Here is a 26,773-nt window from a genome sequence, read left to right on the forward strand (position 1 = left end):
TTACACCTCTCCAATCAATGCGTTGAGAATATAAACACTACTTTGTGCACCTGGATCCATATGTCCGATAGATTCTTCTTTAAAGTACGCTGCTCGACCTTTCGTCGCTTCTAAATCTATCGTATCTTGAGCATAACCTTGGAGAACTTCTAGCGTCACTCGTTCCCCATTCGCAACCGCTTCACGCGCACGATCAATCACATCAAACATTGTTTTCTCACCACGTTCAACTTTACCTCTTTGCGCGACCGCTTCAGCAAACGCTTCTAACACGTTAGGTAACTGTTCTTTGCTGAAATCCTCATCAACAACTTGGGCCATTTTAACGAAACTAAAGCCATATAACGGACCTGACGCGCCACCAATTTGTGACATGAGCGTCATCCCCGTCGACTTAAAGAGTTGCGCCATTGAGCTATCATCAATTTGATTTGACAACGCTTTGAATCCTCTCAACATGTTCACGCCGTGATCATCGTCACCAATTGCACGGTCCAACTCAGTTAAATGCGCTTCTTGTTCAGCAAACGTCTCCGCAAGTTGAAGTAATCTCTCTTTCATTTCGGCTACTTCCATCTTTTCTCCCTCCTTAGTTAAAATACGCACTCGTCGTCGGTGCTTTCAAGGCTTCATCTACTTTAGTGTCATATGGAATAACCGTGAGCGAAAAACCTTCCATATTTAATGAGGTCATATAATCACCAACATACCAATTCTTAACCGCAATCGACTGTTCATCTAAATAAGCGCTGAGGTATTTCGTAACGATGAGCAATTCTGAAAGTGGCGTACCACCCATTCCATTGACCATTACGATCCATTCTGTTGTAGTAACTTCTTCACGTAATCGTTCCACCAGTTGCTTAACAATCTCATCTATCGGTTTAGCTTCAGTACGCTCAATGCCTCGCTCCCCATGGATGCCAATACCGATTTCCATTTGGTCATCGTGTAAATCGAAGCCATATTGTTCCGTCGTTGGCACATATGGAGGTTGCAATGCCATTCCGATTGATTTCATTTGAGTGAGCAAATGCTCTACTTGAGCCAAGATATCGTCAAGCGACTCACCTTGATCTGCGAGATAACCAGCATATTTGTGAACGAAGACTGTGCCAGCCACACCACGCCGCTGTTCTTCGTTATCTACCGCAATATCATCTTTAACTACGACCATTTTCGCAGAGATGCCTTCCATCTCAGCCATTTCTTGAGCCATCTCAAAGTTCATGACGTCGCCCGCATAGTTCTTCACGATAAGCAATACGCCTGCTTCTGTAGCAACTGCTTTAATCGCACTAAGAATCTTATCCGGTGTGGGCGAAGTAAAGATTTCACCACACACTGCTGCGTCTAGCATACCTTCTGCGACATAACCCGCGTGAGCAGGTTCGTGCCCACTTCCACCACCAGACACAAGCGCAACGCCTGAAGATTTCTTCTGCTTTCTCACTACCACAGTATCTTCAATGATTTCAATATCATCCTGACTCACATTTAAACCTGCCAACATATCTTGCACATAATTCGTCTTAGACTTGATGAGTTTCTTCATTTGAACAACCTCCTCTCAACTTACTTCCATTATAGAACATTTGAGTCCCTCTCACCTATTTAGAGGTTTTGTAAAATGCTAGCTAAGTAAAACGCTATCTCTATATTCCGCTATTGCGTTATAGGCCAATTATTTCTTTCATATTAAAAATGGCCTTCAAATGAATTCCGCAATTGGAAGTTCATTTGAAAGCCTATCGAATAACTTATTCTTTATTTCTTTTAACCAACATCAAACTGACTTTGTACGATACATTAAGTACAAGAAGTATGGCGCACCGATAATCGCGACGACGATACCGGCCGGAACGCCAGTCGGTTGGATGATGGTTTGTCCAATCGTATCTGCAATGACGAGTAGACATGCACCGATTAAGACAGACAGCGGCATAAATAATTGATGTCGTGGCCCAACAATCGTTTTAGCAATATGAGGCCCCATCAACCCGATAAAGCCAATTGCGCCGGCTACAGAAACAGCAGCTGAAGATAATAACACAGCCACAAATAGGATGATAAAGCGTTCACGTGACACTTTCACACCCATACCTTGTGCAATATCAGGATGTGTGTTTAATAAGTTCAACACGTTCGATTTCGCAAACACATACGGGATGAGAACGATTAACCACGGAATAAAGGAAATTACAAATGGCCATTCGTCGCCCCAAATGTTTCCAGCTAACCATGAAGCGATAAATTCCGATTGATCTTTATCAAAGGTCGCCATCACTGTGAGGGCACCACCACTTAAAGCAGAGGCCATCCCTACGCCGACAAGCACCATACTCGCAGGCGTAATCCCTTTACCTCGATTGTAACTAAAGCTAAAGATGACAAAGCTTGTCAGCAAGCCACCAATCATACTAATCAGTGGTAAGACGTAGACAAAGTTGTCAGCATTCACATGGCCGATACCTATAAATAACGCAATACAGAACCCGCTTCCTGCGTTCACACCAAGAATACCAGGTTCAGCCAGTGGGTTACGTGTCACACTTTGTAACAGCGCACCACTAAGCGCTAGCGCAGCACCTGCTAAGATTGTAATCAGCATACGTGGCATTCTGAATTGCAGAAGCACAAGTGAATCAGTATAATCTCCGAAACCAAATAAAGTTTTAAAGAAGGTACCGACAGACATTTTATAATCACCTGAAGTCATACTCCACGCACAAGCTAACAATAGTACGACCACCAAGATGACGAGCGTGACTAACTGTTTCAAACGTAATTTGGGATCTATCATGAGAAACGACCCCCTCTTTTAACTAAAAATAAGAAATAAGGCACACCGATAAAGGAAATAATCGCACCCATCGGCGCCTCTCCTAGCATGCGAGCAAGTGTATCAGCCAGTAAGACCAACAAACCGCCAGCAATCGCGGAGACGGGAATGACGCGTGCATAATCGGTTCCGACTAAATAACGTACAATGTGTGGCACGAGCAGACCCACGAAGGCAACTTGGCCTACCATCGCTACGGCAATGCCTGCAAGAATCATCGACATCACAAGCGTCACGCCACGAATCGCTGCTACATTCTGACCAAGACCACGCGCTAAACTTTCACCTAAATTGAGAATCGTCAATTGCTTACTCATACCGAGGATGACAGCGAGTGAAATCAGAACGAAAGGCGCAGCCCACAGAATTTGGTTCCAAGTCGTGCCTGACACCCCACCTGCACTCCAGAACGTAATGCTTTGGTTGAGTTTGAACATGAGCGCAATACCTTGGCTCAGTGCCGTAAGTAACGCACTCACTGCCGCACCAGCTAAGATGATACGCATCGGGTTGAAGCCATCGCTACGAGAGCGTCCGATCATTAAGACGATGAAACCACCTAGCAATGCACCTACAAAGCCTGCAAACATCAACACGATGAATGGTGCACTCGGCATAATCGCATACGTGAGTGCCAGCATAAACGCCGCACCAGAGTTCAAGCCAATCAAGCTTGGATCGGCTAAACCATTCTTCGTTACGCCTTGAATGACGGCGCCTGCTGTCGCAAGTGCGATACCCACTAATATCGCACCGATATCACGCGGAATACGAATCTCAGCAATAATATTGTGTTGTTCGTTGTGAGGATTGTAATGAAGGATAGCTTCAAAGATCGTAGTTAGGTTAACCTTCGCTTCTCCGAGTAAGATCGAACCAGCGAAGACAAGAAGGAGTAGACAAGTGGCGATAATCAGTGTTGTGATATAATTCATTTTACCTTTCGTCTTCATCTTGCATACTCCCTACACATTTGGATAGTTTCTCTTACACAAGTCGTAAGTTACAAGCATAGGTTTGCCCGTTCTCGGATCTGTGCTAATTTCTACATCTATATTAAAAACGCGCTCCAATATATCTTCAGTGAGTACATCTGACGTCTCACCGTCTTTCACAATTTGACCGTCTTTCATAGTGATAAGATAGTCTGAAAAACGCACAGCCTGATTGATATCATGCAAGACCATCACAATCGTACAACCTTGTTCGCGGTTGAGTTGTGTAATCAGTTCGAGTATTTCGAGTTGATGTGAAATATCTAGATAAGTCGTAGGCTCATCTAGGAAGATGATATCCGTCTTCTGAGCGAGTGCCATCGCTATCCATACACGTTGACGTTGTCCGCCACTTAAGTCGTTAATTGAGCGGAACTTGAATTCTTTCGTTCCAGTCACTTCAAGTGCCCAATCGATTTGTTGTTTGTCTTCCGCTGATAAACGTCCAAAGCCTTTCTGATGTGGGAAGCGTCCGTAAGAAACGAGCTCGCCGACTGTTAAACCGTCTGCCACTTCAGGAGACTGCGGTAGTATGGCAATCTTCTTCGCTACTTCTTTCGTAGATTGCGTGTGAATACTTTCCCCATCAAGTACAATTTCTCCGCCTTTAATAGATAATAGACGTGAGAGTGCTTTTAATAATGTTGATTTCCCGCAACCATTAGGGCCGATAATCGATGTGACTTTACCATCTGGAATATTTACATCGAGTTGATCGACTATCGTATGGTCACCATAACCTATCGTAACTTGATTACCTGCTAAACGTGTCATAAATTCCCTTCTCTCCTCCAACACTGAAATCATTTATTTTAGAGATGCGTCTCACATTTCGAGACGTTTGTGTCTATTTCATAAAGCTATTTAACGTGCTATCAATATATCCATTACGTCATGTTATTATAAACGTTTTTATCACTAAATGATAATCATTATCACAGGCGCTATTATATCATCTTTTCCATAATATGACTATCATCTCCAGCTATATATTAAGATTTCTTCCCATCATAAAAAAGCTGCTCAAACGGCGTTATAGCCGTTCGGCAGCTTAATCTTCTTTCAAATATTAATCTTCCATTAAGAAACCATTACCATAAACATCACGTACATCGTGAATAACTAAGAAAGCATCTTGGTCTGTTTGACGAATCAAACGCTTCGCCTTACTAATTTGCGTCTTCGTAATCACGACATACAGAATATCTTTCTCTTGTTTAGAGAAGTAACCGCGACCATTTAAGATCGTTAAACCACGACCCACTTCCGTATCAATCACTTTGGCAACCTCGTCCGGTTTACTAGAAATAATTGTCATCGCTTTCTTCGTATTGAGACCTTCAATAACGAAGTCCATCACTTTCGTACCGATGTATAATGAAACAACCGTTACGAGTGCTTTCGCAATCGGAATTTCTGTGAGTGAGATGAGCACAACGATTAAGTCAAAGAATAATAACGCATATGCTGTATTGAATTCTGTATACTTAGAAACGATACGCGCTAAGATCGTCGTTCCACCAGATGTCCCACCTGCAATGACGATGATTCCGATACCGAGGCCGACACATGAACCACCGAAGATTGCATTGATGATGATGTTACCCGTTTCTACATGCCAGCTCTCAGTTAATTTTAAAAAGATGGACATTAACACTGTTGCGAGAATGGTTAAATACGTATTACGTCTGCTTAAATATTTAAATCCTACAACGAGAAGAATCGCGTTTAATACAAAGTTAGAAATGGCAGGTGAAATATGAAACGCATAGTAGAGCGTGATGGCGAGACCGGTTACGCCGCCTTCACCTAATTGACCTGATATGATAAATGTATTAACGCCAGCTGAGAATATAAAGGAACCAATAATGACGAGTATAATATCTCTAATTGTCTTGTTCATCCTCGCAACCTCCTTTAAAAATTGTTAATCATTAGCATAGTAGCAAATATTAAGGCTAACTACAACACTATGAAGTGGAGTTCAAGGAATAATCGTGCTAATTTTGTGTTAATTTGTAGTAGATTGATCCCTTATTTGTCGGTAACTCAGCGTAGTTAGAAATAACTTACAGTTGTTAACTTTCTGAATTTTCTATTTACTTATAGCGTTGTGTTTGCTATAATTAGTTTCATCTTCTTGTTGGAAACAGCAAGAAGCCATCTCCTTTGTGTTGTTTATAGTAACAAAACAAATTTTTGCTCGATGTATACACAAGTACTAGTCCTTGCTTGTTGTATACTCAAATTCATTTCCCGTAAAGCCAAGTCTAGTGTAGGTCGACACCACTTACATATGACTTGGCTTTTTGTATGGGGGTTTTAAACGAACTTACGCGCATTAAAAAAGCCCTAATATGGAAGCAAATAAGTCCCATATTAAGGCTATAAATTTAATCATTTTACCAAGCGAAGAGGCCAACAAAGCCTGCAGTCATTAGGGAAACGAGAATACCTGCAAGTAACATCATCGGAACATATTTAGATACAAAGTCCGTCGTACGTTGGTCAACTATCCCTTTCAACGTACCGACAATCATACCAATCGTCGAGAAGTTCGCGAATGAAATTAAGAATGTCGTAATCACTGCACGGTGGTGCGGCGAATAACTATTCACTTGATCTTTGATACTACCCATTACGACAAACTCATTTGTAACAATCTTCTTCGCCATCTGTTGTGCAACGAGCCATGCTTCATCAAACGGTAAACCTAATAGTAGCGCGAATGGATACATAAAGACGCCGAGAATTTGGTCTAAACCAAAGCTGCCTTTCCAATGCATGCCATGCGCAATAAGACCTGTAATAAGATGAATGAAACGATCGATTAAATCTGAGAGTGCCACGAAACTGATGACAAACGCGATAATAATAAGTATCAATTTACCTGCATTTAATACCGAGTCGCCTAAGAATGAGAAGAATGGCTGACGCTCTACTTCTTCGTTACGAATGCTATAAATGATGTCTTCTTGTTCTTTCACTGACACAGGGTTCAATATCGATGCCACGATTATCGCATTAATAATATTGAGCGGAATCGCTGTAAGCACGAGATCACCAGGCACCATAGTGACGTAAGCACCTACGATAGCACCAGACACTGAACTCATCGACATCATCGCGACAGTTAAGACACGTGCTTCATTCATGCGTTTTAACTGCTCACTGGAGACAGCAAGCGCTTCTGTATTGCCCAGAAACATCATTTCGATACCGAAGAACGATTCAAATCGAGGTTGACGTGTCACTTTCGCAAGTAACCAACCGATGGCACCGATGACACGAGGCAGAATATTGAAATACATGAGAATATCAAATAAAGGTACGACGAGCAGAATTGGGAACAAGGCACTGATAGCCATATCCATCTGATCGCCTACGAAACTGTTGAATGCAAAGCCGGTACCATGGTGAGCTGATTCAATGACCCAGGCGATACCGTTCGCTAAGCCTTTAACAACTGCTCTTCCCCATGGAAAGTATATAAAGAACCACGCTAAGAATACGTTGAGAACGACGAGAATAGCGACAGATTTCCATTGAATATCTCGTCGCTTTCTTGAAAACAGAACGGCTATAGCAAGAAAGACGATTAAACCGATGATATTAATTAATAAATACACGCTGAACACACCTCTCAGATTTGTAAAAGTCGTTGATATGTATAGTAAAAATGAACTATTGACTGTTAAAAACATGATATTACAAGAATCATTATACCATGCGCAGAAAGGTCAAGAAATAACAATTAGATGACATTCATTGGTTATACTTCGACTTTTTGCTCTATTTTTTCGTTATAAAAGGGTTACCGTACGGTTATTTACGATGTCGAAAGGTACTCTCACCTTGAAATATATAATTTAAAAATGCCACCAACAAAGTCAAAGACCTTGCTAGTGGCTGGAAGTATTGTACATGGTATAAGCGATTATCCTATTAATCACTTAAATTCTGTGTATGCACAAACTCTTGATATTTCTGATGTTCAGCCATGAGTCCTTGGTGTGTACCTTTACCTGTCACATGACCGCCATCTATAAAGATGATCTGTTCTGCTTTCTTAATCGTAGATAAACGGTGAGCGATAACAACAGTAGTACGATTCTCCATCAAGGATTCAAGCGCTTCTTGGATCTTACGTTCACTTTCACTATCCAAGTTTGCAGTGGCTTCATCTAACAATAGGATGTCTGGGTTCTTCACGAAACTACGAGCAATGTCAATACGCTGACGTTGTCCCCCTGATAGCTTGAGCCCACGCTCACCTACTACAGTATCGTAGCCGTCTTCAAATTCTTGGATAAACTCATGACAGTTCGCTAATTTAGCATAATTAATCAGCTCTTCATCGCTAACTTCTCTGTTGATACCATAAAGCAAGTTGTCACGAATCGTACCATTCATCATTGAATTGGACTGCATGACGTAACCAATCTTGTTACGCCATTGCGCAAGTGGAATATCATAGATCGACTGCGCACCGTAGCTGATATCACCACGTTCAATGTCATACATGCGCTCAATAATGTTGAAGATGGTACTTTTACCTGAACCTGACGGACCTACAAAGGCAGTGACCGTACCTGGTTGAATATCAAATGACACATCTTCAAGAATCGGCTTCACGTCATATTTAAAGTCGACGTGTTGAAAGCTTAACGTACCGTCTTGAATTGGCTTATGAATCTCTTGCTCGATATCTTCTAAAGGCTCGTTCATAATCTCATGAATACGACTACTTGCACCGACTGCTTTGCGATAATCTGTCGCTAATGTCGTCAAATTAACGAGCGGCATAGACAGTTGAATGACGTAGAAGATCATCGCAATCAATGTTCCTGCTGTCATCGCGCCAGAAGAAATACGCAACGCACCGAATCCGAGAATAATCGCAATCGTCAACAGCATCACTACACCAGAGATCGGTTGAATCACGGCAGTAATCTTCGCTTGTTTCAGACCTAAACGGTAAATCTCGTTTAAGTTCTTATGCGCTTTGTTCAGCTCTAACTGTTCTGTATTGGATACTTTGACCAAACGCATTTCTGTCAACACACGTCCAAGGAGACCACTGAAATTGGCGATCTCCGTTTGTGTTGAAGTTGAAATTCTCTGCATGACTTTCCCTAAAGGAATCATAATCATGATGAGGATCGGTATAGTGATAAAAGTAAGTAACGTCATCTGCCAATCCATCACGAACAACATCACAAGTGAGCCGACGATTGTGATAGCGGATGGAAATAATTCAGGCAACTTCTGTGAGACGAATTCATTGATGACTTTCGTATCATCTGTCAAACGGCTCATGAGTTGTCCACTTTCATTCTGATCGAAAAACGGCATCTTCAATTGGATGATGTGCTTCCATAATATAGAACGAATCGCAAAGATAAGTTTCTCACCAATTTTACTCAATAGGTAAAGACCTAAACCACTTAACACTGCATTGAGAATAAAGATGCCTGCGAATAGCACAATAAACATAGGATTGATAGAATCAAGTGAGAATTTATCTACCATCTGGCCGGTAAAAGCCGGAACGACTAACCCAGTTAAACTCCCTAGAGAGGAGATCAGTATCGCGGCAATAATTAAGCCCACGGGCCAGTTGAGTTTACGAAATAAGAAGAACAATGGATTTCCTTGTTTCATAGTATGTACCTCGTTGATAAGTTTAAGATTTAGTAGTCCTTCACACTGAAGGAAGACAACCCTCAGTCTAACCTCTTCATCAGTCCAAAGTATGATGGATTCAGCAGTGGCAATATTTTAATTTAGTCTACACATGTGCTAAAATATTGCTATTGCAAATTTATAGGTTAGTAAGAAGGAATGTTGATTATGAAAAAATTTATATGCGCGATTGTAACTGTACTCTTCGTTGTTTCAATTATAACACCTTTTGCACACGCGGAAACAGTTTCCCCTTCCCAAATCGCAAATCAGTACGGTTACAATAACGTCACCTCCGCCTATGAACCTGAAGGCGCAGCTAATGTCGCCCAAAATGGTCAAGTCCTCTATAAGTACAATTGGGATAAAAAATGGTACCCCGCTTCAATGACGAAACTCATGACGATGTATCTAACTATGGAAGCTGTACAGAAAGGTAAACTTTCACTCGACGATAAAGTAAAGATTACTGATGATCACTATCGTATGTCGACCCTCCCGGAACTCAGCAACACCAAACTTTATCCAGGCGAAACCTATACCATTCGAGAACTACTTCAAATTACTGTGTCAGCTTCAAGTAACGCAGCTGCGTTGATTCTAGCTAAAGAGGTATCCGGTAGTGTATCAGACTTTACAGACGAAATGAATCATAAAGCGAAAGATTTAGGTATGAAACATACACACTTCGTCAATCCTACGGGTGCTGAGAATAATCAATTAAAAGACTTTGCACCTAAAAAGTATAAGAACGAAGAAAACAGTACTTCCACTGCTAAAGACTTCGAATTGTTATCGCTCCACGTCGTTAAAGATACACCGAAATTACTGCATTTTACTAAACAACTCGCACCGACCCAACATAACGTCACTTACTATACTTTAAATCACTCACTTGATGGCGCAGATATGAGTCTGAAAGGAACAGACGGACTGAAGACAGGTTCAAGTGATGTAGCAGACTACAACCACACCTTGTCAACGAAACGTGACGGCTTACGCATCGTTCAAACGATTATGGGTGCCGGCGATTATGTAAATCTTGGTGGCGAGAAACAGCGAAATATGATGGGTAACGCGATGATGGAACAGTCTTACGATAACTATCAATACAAGAAAGTGCTCAAGAAAGGTAAGCACGATATTGATGGTAAGACGTACTACATTGCCAAAGACCTATACGATGTGGTACCGAAAGATATGAAAGCGAAGGACTACAACTTTGTCGTCAAAGATGGCCAAGTTCATCTTGATTATCAACGTGAATTTATTGATAAAAGTTATGGTCCACCAAGTGTGAAAGCGAAAAAACCTGTACTACACGAAGCTACAACTGTCGCAAAGTCATCTTGGGAAACACATCCATTACTTACAGCGTTAGGATTTATCCTCATCATAGCTGCCTTAGCCATTGTTGTTTATTTAATTATTGAAGCTGTGAAAAAACGTAAATAATCTAAATATGCGGGGGATTGTGCAGACTCGAACCTATAATACAGAGTTCACTGCGCATACGCTTAAGCATTAAAAGAGCCCTAGTAGATGTTGATTCGCTCGTTTCAACACCGACTAGGGCTTTCTTTACTATAGTAGGAACCGAATGGCTTTCCTACCTTTTTCCAGTTACAATTCTCTATAATACATAGTCATTAAGTTGCATCGTCACCGTAAAGTTCACGTTTGATTTGAGTCGTTGAAATACCTTCTGTGCGTTTTAAGTAGATAACGTCACATTTATCTTTCAAGAAGTCGAATTCGCCTTCCCAATCGTGACCCATGACGAAAGTATCTACTTCGTAACGATCAACGTCTTTCTCTTTTTGTCCCCAACCATCTTCCGGGATGACAAGATCAACGTAACGAATCGATTCCAACATCATCTTACGTTGTTCAAAGTTGTAATATGATTTCTTGTGTTTAATACGGTTGAATTCATCCGTTGAGAGCGCGACGATAAGGTAATCTCCCATCTCACGCGCACGACGCAATAGTTCGATATGGCCATAATGTAATAAATCGTATGTACCATATGTAATAACACGTCTCATACTTTCACTCCTTCTGCCTTTTTAGTGGTTAAATTATAACACGTTACATTCAGTTATGATAATTATATTATCATTAGACAGAAAGAAGTGAATTTCTGTCAATCACACAACAGTTTAGCGTCTAAGCACACGTTTCAAACGTTGTTTAGACGAGAATTTCGTACGTTTCGGTAAGACTTTGACTTTAAAAATGTAATACGGTGGGCGACCCACACCCATCTGAACAAGTGCTGAACGCCATGGTTGATAAATCTCTTTCGTCCAACCTCGGCCGGCTTGTTCCACTGCCTCAATGATTCTGAAGAACGCTTCACTAGAGCGATCAGTTTCTTGCATTTCTCTTAAATACGCGATGACTTGGTCAATGAGCTCAGAAGTTAATTGAGGATGTTCTGTTAAATAGTTCTGAATCAAATAACTTACGATCAAGTCATCCATACGATAGCTATAATATTCACGTTCTTCTCTGAGTAGCAGCTTACGCATCACGCGTTGCCGGACCTTTTCCGCATCAGCGAGATATGCAGTAAAACGCTCTACCCTTAAAGCAGTGACAGATTCAGCCTCTGTATTGTAACCATAAATAAGTGTAGGAATGAGTTGAATGTCCCGCGCTTGATTATAGGCTTGAATGATAAACGTATGTTCTTCGCAGAACGTCACATCCGTATCGAAACGTAAATCTTTAAAACGTGCACTAAACATCTTCGCGCCTGGACCTATCGACTGCATGATTTCGGGACAAGATTGTAAATTCACTAGCGCCTCACGTCTAATGCTTTCATGTGTAGCAATCGGTACCCACGTTCCATGTTCCTCTCGTGCTAGTTGCCCTACGACGATTTCCACGTCCTCGTTCGCTTGATAATACTTCAACATAAAATCGATGCGTCCTGCTAAAAATTCGTCATCGGCATCTAGAAACATAAATGCGTCGCCTGTCATCGCTTCAAGACCTTTGTTGCGGGCGACTGCAGCGCCTTGATTCGCTTGGTCAATAATATTGATGTCAGAGCGTTCTCGCGCTAAACTTTTCAAGACATCTAAAGAGCCATCTGTTGAGCCATCATTCACACAGATAATTTCGTGTGTCGCTTTCGTATCGATCGATCGTATGGCACGTTCAATAGTACGTTCTGCATTATATACAGGAATGATTATAGATAATTTCACTTTTTCACCATCAATTCTTCAATATAATTAGTCACTTTATCAATTGAATCTGCTGTTGTATACTCATGCCACTCCTCAAAGAGCGCCGTCCATGGTGTCTTCTCTGAGACTATCTTATTCAATAATTCACCTTCACTATACGCTTTAAACTTGTCTGGAATGGCTTTGTAGTACATGTTCAAGCCACGATCTCGTTCATATTCTTGTTCATCATAAACGTAAAAGAGTATCGGTTTATTGATAATACTCGCTTCAATCGCTAAGGAACTATAATCCGTAATAATCACATCCGCCAAGAGAATCAACGTTTGAATGTCTAATTGACTTTGATGGGTGTCAGCTACAGCAGGATGTAATTTATTAAGTAGAATATAGTTCGGTAACAATTCTTCAAACGCCTGTGTATTGATTTCTCGATTTTGCTTTTTATGCTCACGATAGGTTGGAAGATAAACTGCTACTTTCTTATGGATACCGAGTTCTCGTTTAAGTTCCTTTTGACGCGCTTTGGCATCGAATTGTTTATAGTAAGCAAGCCGTGGCAGACCCGTTTTAACAAACTGATCACTCGTCGTACCAAAGGCCGCTTCAAAGCATTGAATCATCGGATTGCCACCTACAAGATACTTATCCGTCGCATCATACACTTGCTTGTACTGTTCCACCATCTTTGTATTCTGCAAGTCCACTTGATGGTCTGTGAAGCCGAAGTTCTTCAACGCACCCGCCGCATGCCATGTTTGAATGACCGTTTGGCCTTCTTTTTTATTGAAACTACCTAACATGAGGTAATATGTATCGATAATGATGACTTTTGCCGTACTCAACGCTTTAATTTGTTGCATCACATATTTATTTCCAGACGGTACCCATGTGACATTTTGTAAGTTATTTAATGTCTCGCGGTCTTTTTCCTGTGCGATGACTGTGAGTTGGTACCCTTTTTCATCGAGCTGTTGTAAAATGGGTAGCACATCTTCAGAGAAGGTCATCATTACGACGATATGTCGGTCGTTTACCTTTTTACCTTTAAAAATAAAATTAAGAATAGAAATCATCAAGAGATAAATCTTTTTAATAATAATACGCAAAGTTTCACCGCCAATTCTATAAACTGATTCGTCTATATTATAGCTTTAACACACTTAAAATTATAGAAAAATCCTTTGCCAGATGTGATTCCGACAAAGGACAATCATTTATTCATAATGTGACCAGGCTGAAAGAATGGATTTTCGTTGTGGTCTAGTTCCATCATGCGTCTCGAGTCGACATTGAAAATTGAGATACAAATTATTTTAATAGTGTTTCATTCAACCTCTTATCTAACTACCTATTAATATTTCATAATTTCATCTAAAATAACGACGTAAATGTGGCGGCTGTAGTAATTTGAATGAGTGCTTTGGTGAATAGGGATTAACTTTTAATTCCTCGACAATGTTAAGGAACGCACTTTTTAAATGAGAGTGCTTCAACTTTTTTAAATCTTTCTGAGCGGAATTTTTTATTTTTACTTGATAACGAGACATTACAGTTTGTCCCAGTCAATGTCGTCGACATCAATATATGGACTTTGATCTTTTTCTCGTTCATTTATGATGTCTATAGTCCCAGTGGCATGTAAATACAATGTTTCTTTAATGCTTTCCCATTCTTTTAAGCTCATGATTACTGCATTGTCTTCATTATTATTACTTCTTATAACTACAGGTTCAGAGTGATGGTTCACAAATTTGAGTAAATCATAAAATTCCTCTCTCGCTTTAGTAGGGGATACTCTATACATGTCCTTGTGTCACCTCACAGTTATTAATAATATTTATGTTAAATATAACTAATTTTACAAGAAAAATCCTTTGCCAGATGTGACTCCGACAAAGGATAGTTCAATTACATAAAGTCTGCAAAGTGATCTCGATATTTCATATGTAGTATAGATCCGAGAACAAATAAGACAATGATAACCCCAAAGTTATACAATGTGAGATGCCAGTGGTCGATAAAGTACCATTGATGATGCAACAGTGCCGCACGATATCCTTCTGCTAAGAAATAAATTGGATTGAATTTAATGATATCGAGTACGATACCCTCTGGCAAGTTAATAATAATGTTCGATGCAAAGAATACGAGACGCATAATCGCTTGTATAATTTGTTGCGTATCTCGTACGATCACCCCGAGTGTGGAGGTGAAGAGTGCAATCGTCGTTGTCAGAACGAGCGATAGTGGCACAAAGAATAATAACTGTAATGTATAGAGGTTCGGATAATATCCACCAATTGCACATAGTATCATTACGATGGCCAGCAAAGCGAGATGGCCGTAGAATCTACTGGAAACAATATACGTTGGGATAATTGACAACGGGAAGTTCATCTTTGCGACTTGATTATATTTCATCGCGATGGATTTCGTTCCCTCTAAGATGCCTTGGTTAACGAAGAACCACATGTTAATCCCCGCAAGTAACCAGAAGATAAATGGTACCCCTTCTTGCGCATGTCCTTGTCTAAAACCGAGTCCGAAGACGAACCAATAGACAGCGATTTGAAGGGCAGGGTTGATGAGTTCCCAAGCGATACCAAGGTAGTTATTTTTATTCGAAATCTTAACCTGGAACTGCGAGAGTCGGTTGATGAGGTAGAAATTCTTGAGATGTTCTTGTAATACTACCCACACTGCTTTCATAAGAATAAACCACACTTTCAAATGTTTTCACTAATCATTTTTTATTTTTGCACGCCACATCATGAAATCATAATATGTTTATCCCCTCATGATCGTGAAATGAATATTTCATTAGTTCAATTACAACTTTTTATTATAGCAACTTATACGCTAAATTTCTCACAATATCATTCTTATTTTAACAATCTATCATTCATAACGTAAATTATTTTCCGTAAAAGTAAAACCACTTCTCTACCGTAAAGCCATAACAGTACAAATTCACCACAGTAGAACAATTTGTAACAAATTAACGTCTCGTAAGATGAATACATTTAACAACCTTCATTATATACTATATAATTGTATTAATCAGAACTAAGGAAGGACAATATTATGAACGTTTCGGTTACTATAGACCATGTCTCCAAAGAGTATCGTATTTACCGTAATAATAAAGAACGTATGAAAGATGCCCTCATTCCTAAACATAAGAATAAGACATTCTACGCGCTGAACGACCTCTCTCTTACTGCCTATGAAGGTGATGTCATTGGGCTCGTAGGTATCAACGGCTCTGGTAAGTCTACGTTAAGTAATATGATTGGTGGCTCATTGATGCCGACCCATGGTAAGATTAAGCGCAATGGCGAAGTCAGCGTGATTGCGATTAACGCGGGCCTCAACAATCAACTAACAGGTCTTGAAAACATCGAGTTCAAGATGCTTTGCATGGGCTTCACGCGTAAGCAGATTAAAGACTTAACGCCTGAAATCATCGAGTTTAGTGAGTTAGGCGAATTTATCTACCAACCGGTTAAAAAATATTCCAGTGGGATGCGTTCGAAACTCGGTTTCTCTATTAATATTACGACGAACCCAGATATTCTCGTTATTGACGAAGCACTATCTGTCGGAGACCAAACCTTTGCCCAAAAGTGTTTAGATAAAATTTACGAATATAAAAAGCAAAATAAAACGATCTTCTTCGTCAGCCATAATATGAGCCAAGTACGTCAATTCTGCACGAAGATTGCTTGGATTGAAGGCGGCGTTCTTCGCGAATATGGCGATTTAGATGACGTCTTACCGCAATACGAGAAATTCTTAAAGGACTTCAAAAAATTATCTAAAAAAGATCAAAAAGCGTATAAAGACCAACTTAACGATTCACGCTTCGTAGTGAAATAGAGAGTGAGACAGAAATCTGTAGTTGTGATGATCTGTTCCTGCAATCAGAAAGAGTGTTTATAGCAGTGATAGTTCTTTCAACATTAGACCTCTCCTACGTGAATAAGAGTAAACAGTCTGAGAAATAATTAAAAATTATAATAAGAACAAGCAATAGATATGAAGTCATCTCATTTAGAGAGAACTAATTGGTGATGAAGATATTAACCTATGCTTGTCGCAGTAGCTGTCTGTACTTGAGATAGCTCGCGCTTTCTCAAATACGAGTCAGCCGTGCGGGGGTGAGACTACGAAATCGAGTAGATTTCTGTCTCACTCCCTTATTTTTCATACAAGAAAAGCCCCCTTCTTTAACCCTTTTTCCTTATAAACTAAACCCTTAATTCTCACCCAATTTCTTCAACTTTGTGAACAAAATACTTTCCTTTTTCACACTAACGTATTATTATAATAATTGAGTCGTATTTGAGAATGTTTCTCATTTACATCACGCTCTATATTTTACACAACGAGGTGATGCTTTATCGCTGCAAGCAAAGCTCAGACATTCGCTAACCTCGTGCGCAAATATCGTAAAGCGCATATTGGCAAAGGGCCTGAACATATTTCAGTCTTCTTTAAAGACAATTGGGCTATCGTGCATATGACAGGCAGCTTAAGCAAAGTTGAAACATTTTATTTGAGAAACGATGCTTACCGTCGTATGCTGAAACATGGACGTACTGAAGAAGTAAAGGATTTGTATCGCGATAATCCTCCCGTTGAGATGGAGGAATTAGTCGGTGCTAAATTTTTGAAACTTTTCACTGACGTTAATTTACAAGATGACGAAGTCGTATCCATCTTCGTCTTTGATCGCAATATTGAAGAATAATTCGTTATCGCTTTAAGAGCGATGCACAATATAAATAAATAGAGAATTTCATATAACTTCATAGTATAGGGATTGGTTACAAAGTACCTGGTGCTGTTTGACTACTCCCTCTTTGATAAGAGTTAACTTAACTCTAACCCATTCAAGGAGGTGGTATGCCAAATTAGTCCAGGTACTTTTTTGGTTTGCAGAAAAACCATATTGACGCCCAAACGTAACTCTTGCATTCACGCCGAATCATCATCATTTTACTAGGAGTGTTTATACTATGAAAATCGTAGCATTATTCCCTGAAGCTGTAGAAGGACAAGACAATCAATTGCTCAACACAGATAAAGCAATTGGATTGAAATCATTTTTACAAGACAAAGGACATGAACTCGTTATCTTGAAAGATGGTAAAGAGGATTTAGACAAACATCTCGAAGATATGGAAGTCGTAATTAGTGCACCATTCTACCCTGCTTATATGACGAAAGAACGCATCGAGAAAGCACCTAACTTGAAACTCGCAATCACAGCAGGCGTAGGTTCTGACCATGTGGACTTAGACGCAGCAAGTAAACACAATATCAGCGTAGTCGAAGTGACTGGAAGCAATACGGTGAGTGTCGCTGAACATGCTGTGATGGACTTACTCATCTTACTCCGCAACTATGAAGAAGGTCACCGTCAATCTAAAGAAGGCGAATGGAACCTATCTCAAATCGGCAACGATGCTTACGAACTTCAACACAAGACAATCGGTATCTTCGGTTTCGGCCGTATCGGTCAACTCGTAGCTGAACGTCTTGCACCTTTCAATGTAACGATTCAACACTATGATCCAATCAATCAGAAAGACAACGAACATTCTAAATTTGTGAAATTCGACGAGCTCGTGAAGACAAGTGACGCCATTACTATCCATGCACCACTTACACCTGAGACAGATAACCTCTTCGACAGCGATGTCTTAGCGAAGATGAAAGATGGCAGTTTCTTAGTCAACACTGCGAGAGGTAAAATTGTGAATACAGACGCACTTGTGAAAGCGCTCGAAGATAAACACATTCAAGGTTATGCTGGTGACGTTTGGTATCCACAACCTGCACCAGCAGATCACCCATGGAGAACGATGCCTCGTAACGCGATGACAGTCCACTATTCCGGAATGACTTTAGAGGCTCAAAAACGCATTGAAGACGGTGTGAAAGACATCTTAGACCGCTTCTTCAACGACAAACCTTTCCAAGACAAAGACGTGATCGTTTCTGGCGGTCGTATCTCTAGTGCAAGTTACAATGCTAAAAATAATTAAGATGAAATGAGACACTGATTCGTTAGTTTCAGTTCAATTTAACCTTTGACCTAAAACAAATATGAGAGCAGCTCATATTAAATACAAGTTCACATATCCTTTCCCCTTTGAATCATAATATTAAGGCGACGAACTATATCGGGACATATTTCATCGCCTTAACAAGATAATGATAAAGATAAGATATCTATCCTCAAAAAGCCGTTCCATCATCGACGTGGAACGGCTTTTTCTATCTTTGTTATTATTTACGTATGCTTTTCATATGTTGAACAGTACGATGAGTTCAATGTTAGAAACTTCATCTGTATAAGGCGCCTACTTTCGCCCTAGCTTCTGCTTCAATACTTTGTACAGAAAGATTGGAACATTTTTAACACGGCCAATCCGTTTCCAATCAATCAACAGACGATACACCCATTCCAGATTGAGCTTGCGAAACAACTTCGGTGCCCGCTTCTTAGTACCGCTAAACACCTCAAGCGAGCCACCGACCCCCATCATCACTGTATGAGTAAAATGCTGCGCGTACCGTTGAAGCCACTCTTCCTGACGCGGGTATCCCATCCCTACAAATAAATAGTCAGGGTCAAATGCGGCAATCTCGTCAGCGATGCTTTGATCATGAACATCGATATAACCATGATGAGAAGCAAAGTTCACATATGGGTATTGGGCTTGCAATTGCTGCTCAGCTAAGTCTACAATCTCAGGTTTCGAACCAAGCAAATACACGCGCTGTTGCTTCTCATTAGCTATTTGAATACACGTTTCCATTAGCTCGATTCCAGGTACACGCTCTTGCAACGGCGTCTTCAACATCTTTGCGCCCATCACGATGCCCGTACCATCCGGCACCACGTAATCCGCACGATTAACGAGCTGTTGATATTGAGGGTGTTGCGTCGCATAGTTTGCAATTTCTGGATTGGCAGTAACGATGAAGAGGTTATCCTTGTTGTTATTACTCATAAAATGTATGATATTCTCTTTCATTTGTGTCATCGTCACATTATCAAAGTGTAATCCCAATACGTTGACGCGTTGGTCTTGATTACGATTCATCATATTTGTATCTCCTTAAAGCCTGCTTAAGATTATAATCTCGTTTCAAACGACATTTCCCTTTCATTCAACCTTGAATGGTACTTTTACGTCATCCTACCAAAGTCGCAATGTCATTTGATTATAAATAGCATATAATAGAGTTATGTATTTTATACAATGAAAGGGTCAAATGATGCAACAACTTAATGTTCTACTCACGAGCCACATCGATTTACAACTTTATATCCTCATCGGCATCGCTATATGTTATATCCTTGCGCATCAGTATCGCGCCCATTCAGTACTCCGATTCGTGGATGTATGTCTGAATTATATTCCTGTGCTAACGCATGAGTTCGGGCATATTCTTTTAAATAAAATCAGTGGTGGTCGTGCCAAAGATCTCGTCATCGTCGTTTCGCCTACTGAACGTGAACAAACGATGCAACAAGGCTATGCAATAACAAGTTCCGCCTCACGCTTGAGCCAAATCATCACGACGCTTGGTGGTTACATCATGCCACCTCTTATGCTATATATTGGCGTACTGACGATTCAACATAATTACGCGAGTTTATTCGTAGGTGCGTATATTCTAATCTTTATCTACTTTCTGATCTTAACTTCAAGAAAAGTGATGCCACTTATCATCCTCATTATACTGGCTGGATTATTATATTTCATCTTTCAATACCATCAAGATTTACTTACTAGCCAGCTTATTAGTGTGATTATCCACTATATTCTTGGCGTGCTACTTGGTGAAGTGGTTCAATCATCATGGACTATACTACGTTTAACCTTTAATCCACGTGTCACGGAATGGGATGGCAGTGCATTGCGCGATCTCACACATCTACCCGTCATAGGTTTCAGTGCGCTATGGATTGTCATTAATCTTTATACACTATATACGGTGTGGAATAGTTTAACTATCACTTAGCAAATCTTCCACCTTAAACAAGCAGGCTACGAGATTGCATCTGCGCTTAATTGCCCAGTCTCGTAACCTGCTTTATTCTTCTACATAAATATGCTTTGCATTATCATAGCTCAAGATAGTAGAAATATCTCCTTTACTAATGATAATCACGTTATTCGTATCATCTTTACTTTCAATCGTAATCGTATCTCCAATAGAAATTTCCTTACTAGAAAGATAGATGAGTAATTCAGTGCGATCTCTCACTCTCTCAATCGTCACTACGGAACCTTCATCAAACTCGATTAAATTCTTCGTATAAATCTCTTTATATTGATTATCGCGTGGAATCACGCCACCGTGTGGACATGTCTTAGGATAGTCGAGCACTTTGTCTAAACGTTCCACAAATAGATGGGACACGCGATGTTCTAGAATTTCCGCTTCTTGATGCACTTCTTCCCAATTATAATCCAACACTTTGATTAAAAACAATTCGATTAAACGATGACGTTTGATGATATCTAATGTATACGTTAATCCCGAATCAGTCAGACGTACACCTTTGTACGGCTTTGTTTCGACATAATTTGATTTTTCTAATCGATTTAACATTTCACTGACTGAAGGTGGTTTGATATTTAAATACTGCGATAGCATCTTATTTGTCACATATTCAGTGTCTCCATGATGCGTTAAGATGGCTTTCAAGTAGTCCTCTTTCTCTTCAGTTAGCATGCTTTCACCTCTCAATGTGTTCACCTTATTGTATCACGAAATAACTTGACACGCTAAAAGTTCGTAGTATATTATGAAATAAATTAGGTTAACCTAAAAATTTTATTAAAGGAGTTAAATATGCTTGAAGTAAAGAACTTGAATTTAAATTTAGGGAATAAACATGTGCTTCAAAATATTAACTTTGAAATACCGTTGCATGGTGAAATCATCGGTATTATGGGACCTAACGGAGCAGGCAAATCTTCACTTATCAAATCCATGATTGGAGAATTCAAGGCTTCTGGTCACAGTAAGATGAACGACAAGCCAACAACGGAACAACTGAAGAACATCACTTACATACCACAAAAAGCACACATTGATTTAGACTTCCCTATTAATGTAGAAGAAGTTGTAGTGTCAGGCGGTTATCAAGATTTAGGCTGGTTCAAATGGGTGACGCCTAAAGTGAAAGCGAAGTTAAATACTCTATTAGAAGAACTAGAAATTGAGACATTGAGAAAGCGACAATTGTCACAACTCAGTGGTGGGCAATTACAACGTGTGCTTATCGCACGCGCACTCATGTCAGACAGTTCGCTTTATCTCTTAGACGAACCTTTCGTGGGAATTGACTTCCACAGTGAGCAACTCATCATTCGTAAGATTCGTCAGCTCAAATTACAGAACAAACTCGTCTTGATCGTCCATCATGATTTATCTAAAGCTGAGGACTATTTCGATAGAGTCATGTTACTGAACAAGAATTTACGCTATTTTGGCGAAAGTAAACAAGCGACACAACCTGAAATACTCAATGATGTATTTCTCAATCAAGTCGGATAAGAAAGGAGTATACTCGTGGATTTCATTCAACATTTGTTTGATTATCAATTCCTCAACCGTGCACTCATCATGTCCATGGTGGTAGGTATCGTTTGTGGCACAGTAGGCAGTATCATCGTCCTACGTGGATTGTCACTGATGGGAGACGCAATGAGTCACGCTGTCTTACCTGGTGTTGCACTTTCATTCGTCTTTCAAATTCCAATGTTTGTCGGCGCACTCATCACAGGGATGCTAGCTAGTGGTTTCATCGGCTTAATCTCTGATAAGAGTAAGACGAAAGCCGACGCAGCGATTGGTATTAGCTTTACAGCATTCTTAGCCAGTGGTGTGATTATCATTAGCTTGATACATAGCGCGACAGATTTGTACCACATCTTATTCGGTAATCTGCTCGCCGTCACACACGCGACATTCTGGTCAACACTGATTGTCAGCTTAGTCGTACTCGCGCTCATCATCATCTTCTACCGTCCATTGAAGATTTCAACTTTCGATGCGACATTTAGCCGTATGAGCGGTCTCAATACGACATTTATTCACTATTTCGTGATGCTATTGCTTTCATTAGTTACGGTAGCAAGTATCCAAACTGTAGGGATTATCCTAGTTGTAGCATTACTGATTACACCCGCTTCAACTGCTTTTTTAATTTGTAAAAAGCTACACACGATGATGATTGTGGCAAGCATTATCAGTATCGTTAGTTCAATCGTAGGACTCTATTTCAGTTATATTTACAACATTCCAAGTGGCGCGACGATTGTTATCTGTGCATTTATCATTTATCTCGTCGTCTTCGCGCTCCATAAGTTGAATTTACCAATGAAGAAAGGAAGCGTATCATGAGAAAGATTATTACATTTTTACTCATAGCAGTCTTATTCCTAGCTGCATGTGGAAACAATAGTTCAGGGAATCAACATCACGACAGCAAGCATAAACTCAAAGTCGTCACTACTAACTCTATCCTGTACGATATGACGAAAGAAGTGGGTGGCGACAATGTCGAAGTACACAGTATCGTGCCGATTGGGCAAGATCCGCACGAGTACGAAGTGAAGCCGAAAGATATCAAAGCTTTAACTGATGCAGACGTTATTCTCTATAACGGTCTGAACTTAGAGACAGGTAATGGTTGGTTTAAAAAGGCTTTAGATCAAGCAGGCAAATCAGAAAAAGATGACTCAGTCGTCTCTGTTTCTGACAAAGTGAAACCGAATTATTTAAAAGGTGCTAAACACATCGATTCAAACCGTGATCCACACGCTTGGTTAAGCCTATCCAATGGCATTAAATATGTAACAAGTATTCAAAATGCATTAGAGAAATACGATAAAGATCACAAATCAACGTACCAAGATAAAGGCGACAAATATAAAGAGAAATTAGATAAGCTCAACAAAGATAGTCACAAGAAATTTAAAGATATACCAAAAGATCAACGCACGATGATTACCAGTGAAGGTGCCTTTAAATACTTCGCGCAAGAATATGACATCAATGCCGGCTATATTTGGGAAATCAATACTGAAAAACAAGGAACACCTTCTCAAATGAAACAAGCTATTCATTTCGTTAAAGACAACGATGTGAAGAACTTACTCGTCGAAACAAGTGTAGATGAGAAGAGTATGAAGAGTCTTAGCGAAGAAACAGATAAAGATATTTACGGTAAAGTTTATACAGACTCTATCGGCAAGAAAGGAACAGATGGTGACTCTTATTACAATATGATGAAATCAAACATCGACACAGTACACAAGAGTATGAAATAAGGCTACACATAAGTGTAAAGTGGGCTGAAGCACTTTAGAATTGTAAACACTAGTCAGAGATGAATCGCAGGCAGTCATATCCTCCTACTGCCTGTCAGCTCATTCATCGTAGTGATCTGAGCAGATGGCCATATAATTACCTTGTTCCGGCTAACTGCAGTCTCCACCCTGAAAGTTGGCGGGGGCAATGGTACTATAAGTCAAATACCCCTTTGACAGCCACTTAACGTAGACACCGCTCCCCTTTAACAGGTGCTACGTTAAGTCAATAATTCTCCTAAGGTAATAACATTCCGGGCTATGAACCTCTTCATTGAGGTGAATAGTCCCATATCGTACGTACCCTCCTAATACATGACGTACGATATGGTGGTATTCAAGCCTAGATAATCTCTCAACTCCAACGACGGTTCAAATCCTCCCCCGTCGTTGGAGTCATCTTTTTTATAATGCCCATATAAAAACACTTTCGCCCGTCATCCTGTCTCATCTCGACAATGACTTCAGAGCGAAAGTGTTTCTTTATATTATTTAAGTTAAACTATCTACAATAATCATCTCATCGTAGTTAATCGCTTCTCGAATCTTCAACGCCGTCGCTTCACTAATTTCATCTTCATCTGTCAATTGACTGAGCAAACGACGCTGTTCTTTCAGAGCGACAAGCTTGATCTTCGTGATAGAGTTCTCATTATTTGGATTAAAGAAGTTGTCAGGCGTTAAGTTATCAATTCTCACGAGATATGCATCACAGACCATACCGACTTCTAATTTGTTGTTCTCTGTCGTTTCTTTACTCAAACGACTCACAACATGGTAGTGCACCGTACGCATAACATTAGAAATTTCGACTAAGTTATCCGCGATAGAGAGCGAAGAGGCTGCATTTGTACGCATGCGTTTACGAATACGTTTTTTCAAGAAATAACCTCTTATTCCCACGATAATTCTTTGGATTAACGATGCTTGTTTGTAGACTTGTGTACGTTCTGCATAGCGTAAGTAGTTGTCGAGCACGTTGGACGTGATATCGCCATTTTCAACTAATTTATTTAATGTCGCATTCTCAACATCAAATGCGAGTTTTTGAAGACGCTGCAATTCTTTCGAGTTCTCGTCTTCATTCTCTACTGTTTTTAAAAAGGCTAATTTATCATGATATTCCTTAATGACGTTACCATAACGATAACTTGACTCTGCTGTTGATTTCTTATTCAATGAATCAATCACATGTTCTAAGATAAAGATACGCGCTTGTTTGAAGTTCATACCTTTAATCTTAGGTTTCTTCGCATTCGGTGTAATCAGTGGCAAGACCACTTGCGCCATCACTAAACTAATGATGACCATTCCTGAAGCGATAAAGAGTAAGTCATCCCGGAACGTAAATTTGTGATGATCCGCTAACACATATGGCAACGTCAAGGCGATAGCAAGTGAAATCGTACCATGCACCCCACACAGCGTCATAAGAAAAGCGTACATGCTTCGCTTAGGCGGCGTTTCTGTAGGGTTATAGTTATCATCATTCTGTGCCATAATCTTCTGGAATGGACTGGTTGGCAAATAGAAATAAGGATAGAGTACGTAGACCCATAAGAATCTGAATAGATATACGGCTAAAGCGATTAAAGCTGTGACGATGATCAAGAAGAGTAAGTTATGTGGTTCGTACTTCACAATCTTCTCGATAACTTCAGGAACGAGGAAACCAAGAATGGAGAAGACGAAACCGTTGAGCGCATAGCTTAAGATATTCCATGTGTGGTTGTAACTCATCTGCAATTGCGTACGTGCTTGTGCGATACGGTCACGTTCGAAACCATGCACGAGCCCTGCAACAACTGCTGCGATGATCCCAGACGCATGTAGCATTTCAGCAACAAGATATGTTACAAATGGCGTCAGCAACTGGATAAACGTAAACATGTTCACATTCTCAATACCCCGGTGTGTCAGTGTAATTCTAAATCGAACGAGTACGACACCGATAATCAGACCGATGATAAATCCGCCGATTGAAGAGATGAGAAATTGTTCTACTGCATTGAATATTGAGAATGCACCAGTAATCAAGGCAGCAACAGATATTTTAAATGAAATGATACCTGCAGCATCATTTAATAAAGATTAACCTTCAAGAATCGTCATTGCACCTTTAGGTAAGACTTTGCCTTTGGTAATCGCTTGAACGGCTACTGCATCGGTAGGACAGAGGATTGCTGCGAGTGCGAATGCAGCTGCCAGTGGAAGTTCTGGCCAAATCCAGTGCACAAATAGTCCAACTACGATTACCGTAGTCACTACGAGTCCTAAGGCCATCATCAATACCGGTTTGATATACCGTCTTAAATGAACCCTTGAGACATGTACCCCTTCTACGAATAGCAGTGGCGCAATGAGTGTTAACATGAACAGCTCGCTATCAAAATGAAATTCAACTGGAATAGGCGTGAGATAAAGTAACATTCCCAAGATAATTTGAATAAACGCAAGTGGCACCTTTGGTAAGTAGGTATGTACAAGTGAGCTCACGATAACGAGTGCTAAAAATATGAGTATCGTTTCAAAAATTTGCAAAGTTTCACCTCTTTTCAGTTCACTATTTTTCTTTATAATTGCTGAGGTTGAAACACAGAATATTTCAATAATTAATAACTTTTAAAGCGAGATCTGTCA

The 26,773-nt window shown here is 40.1% G+C and carries 23 protein-coding genes and 1 pseudogene; 8 read left to right on the forward strand and 16 right to left on the reverse strand.

Going from position 1 to position 26,773, the window contains the following annotated elements:
- The 8 genes from dhaL to HMPREF2802_RS06985 all read right to left on the reverse strand — a co-directional run bounded on the left by dhaL (position 1) and on the right by HMPREF2802_RS06985 (position 9,501).
- A complete protein-coding gene (dhaL, locus tag HMPREF2802_RS06950; protein ID WP_070503254.1) occupies positions 1–576 on the reverse strand; it encodes a dihydroxyacetone kinase subunit DhaL in 576 nt (191 codons plus the stop codon).
- A 13-nt stretch (positions 577–589) separates the two neighbouring features.
- Positions 590–1,555: a dihydroxyacetone kinase subunit DhaK gene (dhaK, locus tag HMPREF2802_RS06955; protein ID WP_070503256.1), complete on the reverse strand. Its 966-nt coding sequence runs from the start codon at positions 1,553–1,555 to the stop codon at positions 590–592.
- Positions 1,556–1,786: 231 nt separating this feature from the next.
- Positions 1,787–2,803 carry a FecCD family ABC transporter permease gene (locus tag HMPREF2802_RS06960; protein ID WP_002472580.1) on the reverse strand — a complete coding sequence of 339 codons (1,017 nt, stop codon included), beginning with the start codon at positions 2,801–2,803 and terminating at the stop codon, positions 1,787–1,789.
- Complete coding sequence (locus HMPREF2802_RS06965; protein ID WP_371091352.1) at positions 2,800–3,777, reverse strand: FecCD family ABC transporter permease; 978 nt, start codon at positions 3,775–3,777, stop codon at positions 2,800–2,802. The genes HMPREF2802_RS06960 and HMPREF2802_RS06965 overlap by 4 nt, the downstream gene beginning before the upstream one ends.
- 30 nt (positions 3,778–3,807) lie before the next feature.
- Positions 3,808–4,611, reverse strand: coding sequence for an ABC transporter ATP-binding protein (locus HMPREF2802_RS06970; RefSeq protein ID WP_002472568.1), 804 nt, complete (start codon positions 4,609–4,611; stop codon positions 3,808–3,810).
- Positions 4,612–4,906: 295 nt separating this feature from the next.
- The gene (locus HMPREF2802_RS06975) at positions 4,907–5,740 is read right to left on the reverse strand and encodes a YitT family protein (RefSeq protein WP_049409688.1); all 834 of its coding nucleotides are present in this window, start codon (positions 5,738–5,740) and stop codon (positions 4,907–4,909) included.
- A 499-nt stretch (positions 5,741–6,239) separates the two neighbouring features.
- Positions 6,240–7,466, reverse strand: coding sequence for a NupC/NupG family nucleoside CNT transporter (locus HMPREF2802_RS06980; RefSeq protein WP_070503260.1), 1,227 nt, complete (start codon positions 7,464–7,466; stop codon positions 6,240–6,242).
- Positions 7,467–7,782: 316 nt separating this feature from the next.
- Complete coding sequence (locus HMPREF2802_RS06985; RefSeq protein ID WP_070503262.1) at positions 7,783–9,501, reverse strand: ABC transporter ATP-binding protein; 1,719 nt, start codon at positions 9,499–9,501, stop codon at positions 7,783–7,785.
- 189 nt (positions 9,502–9,690) lie between these two features.
- Between HMPREF2802_RS06985 and pbp4 the strand changes: the two genes are divergently transcribed.
- Positions 9,691–10,977 (forward strand): penicillin-binding protein PBP4, encoded by a 1,287-nt coding sequence (gene pbp4, locus HMPREF2802_RS06990; protein ID WP_040806799.1) that lies wholly within the window; start codon positions 9,691–9,693, stop codon positions 10,975–10,977.
- Between the two features lie 194 nt (positions 10,978–11,171).
- Here pbp4 and tagD read toward each other — a convergent pair whose 3' ends face one another.
- The 5 genes from tagD to HMPREF2802_RS07015 form a co-directional block, all read right to left on the reverse strand.
- Positions 11,172–11,570 carry a glycerol-3-phosphate cytidylyltransferase gene (tagD, locus tag HMPREF2802_RS06995; RefSeq protein WP_002472536.1) on the reverse strand — a complete coding sequence of 133 codons (399 nt, stop codon included), beginning with the start codon at positions 11,568–11,570 and terminating at the stop codon, positions 11,172–11,174.
- A 114-nt stretch (positions 11,571–11,684) separates the two neighbouring features.
- Positions 11,685–12,743, reverse strand: coding sequence for a glycosyltransferase family 2 protein (locus HMPREF2802_RS07000; protein WP_070503264.1), 1,059 nt, complete (start codon positions 12,741–12,743; stop codon positions 11,685–11,687).
- A complete protein-coding gene (gene tarB, locus HMPREF2802_RS07005; protein WP_070503266.1) occupies positions 12,740–13,834 on the reverse strand; it encodes a teichoic acid glycerol-phosphate primase TarB in 1,095 nt (364 codons plus the stop codon). Before tarB ends, HMPREF2802_RS07000 begins: the two co-directional genes overlap by 4 nt.
- A 440-nt stretch (positions 13,835–14,274) precedes the next feature.
- Positions 14,275–14,532, reverse strand: a complete 258-nt coding sequence (locus HMPREF2802_RS07010; protein ID WP_070503268.1) for a type II toxin-antitoxin system Phd/YefM family antitoxin — start codon at positions 14,530–14,532, stop codon at positions 14,275–14,277.
- A gap of 104 nt (positions 14,533–14,636) precedes the next feature.
- Positions 14,637–15,437, reverse strand: a complete 801-nt coding sequence (locus tag HMPREF2802_RS07015) for an ABC transporter permease (protein ID WP_002472609.1) — start codon at positions 15,435–15,437, stop codon at positions 14,637–14,639.
- 375 nt (positions 15,438–15,812) lie between these two features.
- Between HMPREF2802_RS07015 and tagH the strand changes: the two genes are divergently transcribed.
- The 3 genes from tagH to HMPREF2802_RS07030 all read left to right on the forward strand — a co-directional run bounded on the left by tagH (position 15,813) and on the right by HMPREF2802_RS07030 (position 18,781).
- A complete protein-coding gene (gene tagH / locus HMPREF2802_RS07020; protein ID WP_049408034.1) occupies positions 15,813–16,607 on the forward strand; it encodes a teichoic acids export ABC transporter ATP-binding subunit TagH in 795 nt (264 codons plus the stop codon).
- A 523-nt stretch (positions 16,608–17,130) separates the two neighbouring features.
- Entirely contained in the window at positions 17,131–17,481 is a 351-nt protein-coding gene (locus tag HMPREF2802_RS07025) for a Na-translocating system protein MpsC family protein (RefSeq protein WP_049409678.1), read from the forward strand.
- A 268-nt stretch (positions 17,482–17,749) separates the two neighbouring features.
- Positions 17,750–18,781, forward strand: a complete 1,032-nt coding sequence (locus HMPREF2802_RS07030; protein WP_070503270.1) for an NAD-dependent formate dehydrogenase — start codon at positions 17,750–17,752, stop codon at positions 18,779–18,781.
- 318 nt (positions 18,782–19,099) lie between these two features.
- On the opposite strand, the gene tarA is transcribed toward HMPREF2802_RS07030, so the two are convergent.
- A complete protein-coding gene (gene tarA, locus HMPREF2802_RS07035) occupies positions 19,100–19,849 on the reverse strand; it encodes an N-acetylglucosaminyldiphosphoundecaprenol N-acetyl-beta-D-mannosaminyltransferase TarA (protein ID WP_070503272.1) in 750 nt (249 codons plus the stop codon).
- 172 nt (positions 19,850–20,021) lie between these two features.
- Here tarA and HMPREF2802_RS07040 point away from each other — a divergent pair, with 172 nt between their 5' ends.
- Positions 20,022–20,771, forward strand: a complete 750-nt coding sequence (locus HMPREF2802_RS07040) for a M50 family metallopeptidase (RefSeq protein WP_070503275.1) — start codon at positions 20,022–20,024, stop codon at positions 20,769–20,771.
- A gap of 72 nt (positions 20,772–20,843) precedes the next feature.
- Here HMPREF2802_RS07040 and HMPREF2802_RS07045 read toward each other — a convergent pair whose 3' ends face one another.
- On the reverse strand, positions 20,844–21,488 hold the full coding sequence (locus tag HMPREF2802_RS07045) for a metal-dependent transcriptional regulator (RefSeq protein ID WP_070503277.1): 645 nt from the start codon (positions 21,486–21,488) through the stop codon (positions 20,844–20,846).
- A gap of 120 nt (positions 21,489–21,608) precedes the next feature.
- Between HMPREF2802_RS07045 and HMPREF2802_RS07050 the strand changes: the two genes are divergently transcribed.
- Genes HMPREF2802_RS07050 through mntC form a run of 3 tightly spaced genes read left to right on the forward strand, consistent with a single transcriptional unit; the run spans position 21,609 to position 24,094 of the window.
- Positions 21,609–22,316, forward strand: coding sequence for a metal ABC transporter ATP-binding protein (locus HMPREF2802_RS07050; RefSeq protein ID WP_070503279.1), 708 nt, complete (start codon positions 21,609–21,611; stop codon positions 22,314–22,316).
- 9 nt (positions 22,317–22,325) lie between these two features.
- Positions 22,326–23,165 carry a metal ABC transporter permease gene (locus tag HMPREF2802_RS07055; protein ID WP_256277932.1) on the forward strand — a complete coding sequence of 280 codons (840 nt, stop codon included), beginning with the start codon at positions 22,326–22,328 and terminating at the stop codon, positions 23,163–23,165.
- Positions 23,162–24,094 carry a manganese ABC transporter substrate-binding lipoprotein MntC gene (gene mntC, locus HMPREF2802_RS07060; RefSeq protein WP_070503281.1) on the forward strand — a complete coding sequence of 311 codons (933 nt, stop codon included), beginning with the start codon at positions 23,162–23,164 and terminating at the stop codon, positions 24,092–24,094. The genes HMPREF2802_RS07055 and mntC overlap by 4 nt, the downstream gene beginning before the upstream one ends.
- Before the next feature lie 531 nt (positions 24,095–24,625).
- Here mntC and HMPREF2802_RS07065 read toward each other — a convergent pair.
- Positions 24,626–26,674, reverse strand: a pseudogene (locus HMPREF2802_RS07065) (cation:proton antiporter).
- Positions 26,675–26,773: the final 99 nt, after the last annotated feature.

It is taken from the genome of Staphylococcus sp. HMSC071G07, assembly GCF_001811435.1.
Classification (GTDB): domain Bacteria; phylum Bacillota; class Bacilli; order Staphylococcales; family Staphylococcaceae; genus Staphylococcus; species Staphylococcus pettenkoferi.

Bases quoted from the DNA above. Each gene is read 5' to 3' on its own strand.
- HMPREF2802_RS06975 (WP_049409688.1), bottom strand. From the start codon at position 5,740: ATGAACAAGACAATTAGAGATATTATACTCGTCATTATTGGTTCCTTT.
- HMPREF2802_RS06970 (WP_002472568.1), bottom strand. From the start codon at position 4,611: ATGACACGTTTAGCAGGTAATCAAGTTACGATAGGTTATGGTGACCAT.
- mntC (WP_070503281.1), top strand. From the start codon at position 23,162: ATGAGAAAGATTATTACATTTTTACTCATAGCAGTCTTATTCCTAGCT.
- HMPREF2802_RS07010 (WP_070503268.1), bottom strand. From the start codon at position 14,532: ATGTATAGAGTATCCCCTACTAAAGCGAGAGAGGAATTTTATGATTTA.
- HMPREF2802_RS06985 (WP_070503262.1), bottom strand. From the start codon at position 9,501: ATGAAACAAGGAAATCCATTGTTCTTCTTATTTCGTAAACTCAACTGG.
- HMPREF2802_RS07040 (WP_070503275.1), top strand. From the start codon at position 20,022: ATGCAACAACTTAATGTTCTACTCACGAGCCACATCGATTTACAACTT.
- tagD (WP_002472536.1), bottom strand. From the start codon at position 11,570: ATGAGACGTGTTATTACATATGGTACATACGATTTATTACATTATGGC.
- HMPREF2802_RS07030 (WP_070503270.1), top strand. From the start codon at position 17,750: ATGAAAATCGTAGCATTATTCCCTGAAGCTGTAGAAGGACAAGACAAT.
- HMPREF2802_RS06965 (WP_371091352.1), bottom strand. From the start codon at position 3,777: ATGAATTATATCACAACACTGATTATCGCCACTTGTCTACTCCTTCTT.
- dhaL (WP_070503254.1), bottom strand. From the start codon at position 576: ATGGAAGTAGCCGAAATGAAAGAGAGATTACTTCAACTTGCGGAGACG.
- tagH (WP_049408034.1), top strand. From the start codon at position 15,813: ATGAACGTTTCGGTTACTATAGACCATGTCTCCAAAGAGTATCGTATT.
- tarA (WP_070503272.1), bottom strand. From the start codon at position 19,849: ATGATGAATCGTAATCAAGACCAACGCGTCAACGTATTGGGATTACAC.
- pbp4 (WP_040806799.1), top strand. From the start codon at position 9,691: ATGAAAAAATTTATATGCGCGATTGTAACTGTACTCTTCGTTGTTTCA.
- HMPREF2802_RS07015 (WP_002472609.1), bottom strand. From the start codon at position 15,437: ATGAAAGCAGTGTGGGTAGTATTACAAGAACATCTCAAGAATTTCTAC.
- dhaK (WP_070503256.1), bottom strand. From the start codon at position 1,555: ATGAAGAAACTCATCAAGTCTAAGACGAATTATGTGCAAGATATGTTG.
- HMPREF2802_RS07045 (WP_070503277.1), bottom strand. From the start codon at position 21,488: ATGCTAACTGAAGAGAAAGAGGACTACTTGAAAGCCATCTTAACGCAT.
- HMPREF2802_RS07050 (WP_070503279.1), top strand. From the start codon at position 21,609: ATGCTTGAAGTAAAGAACTTGAATTTAAATTTAGGGAATAAACATGTG.
- HMPREF2802_RS06960 (WP_002472580.1), bottom strand. From the start codon at position 2,803: ATGATAGATCCCAAATTACGTTTGAAACAGTTAGTCACGCTCGTCATC.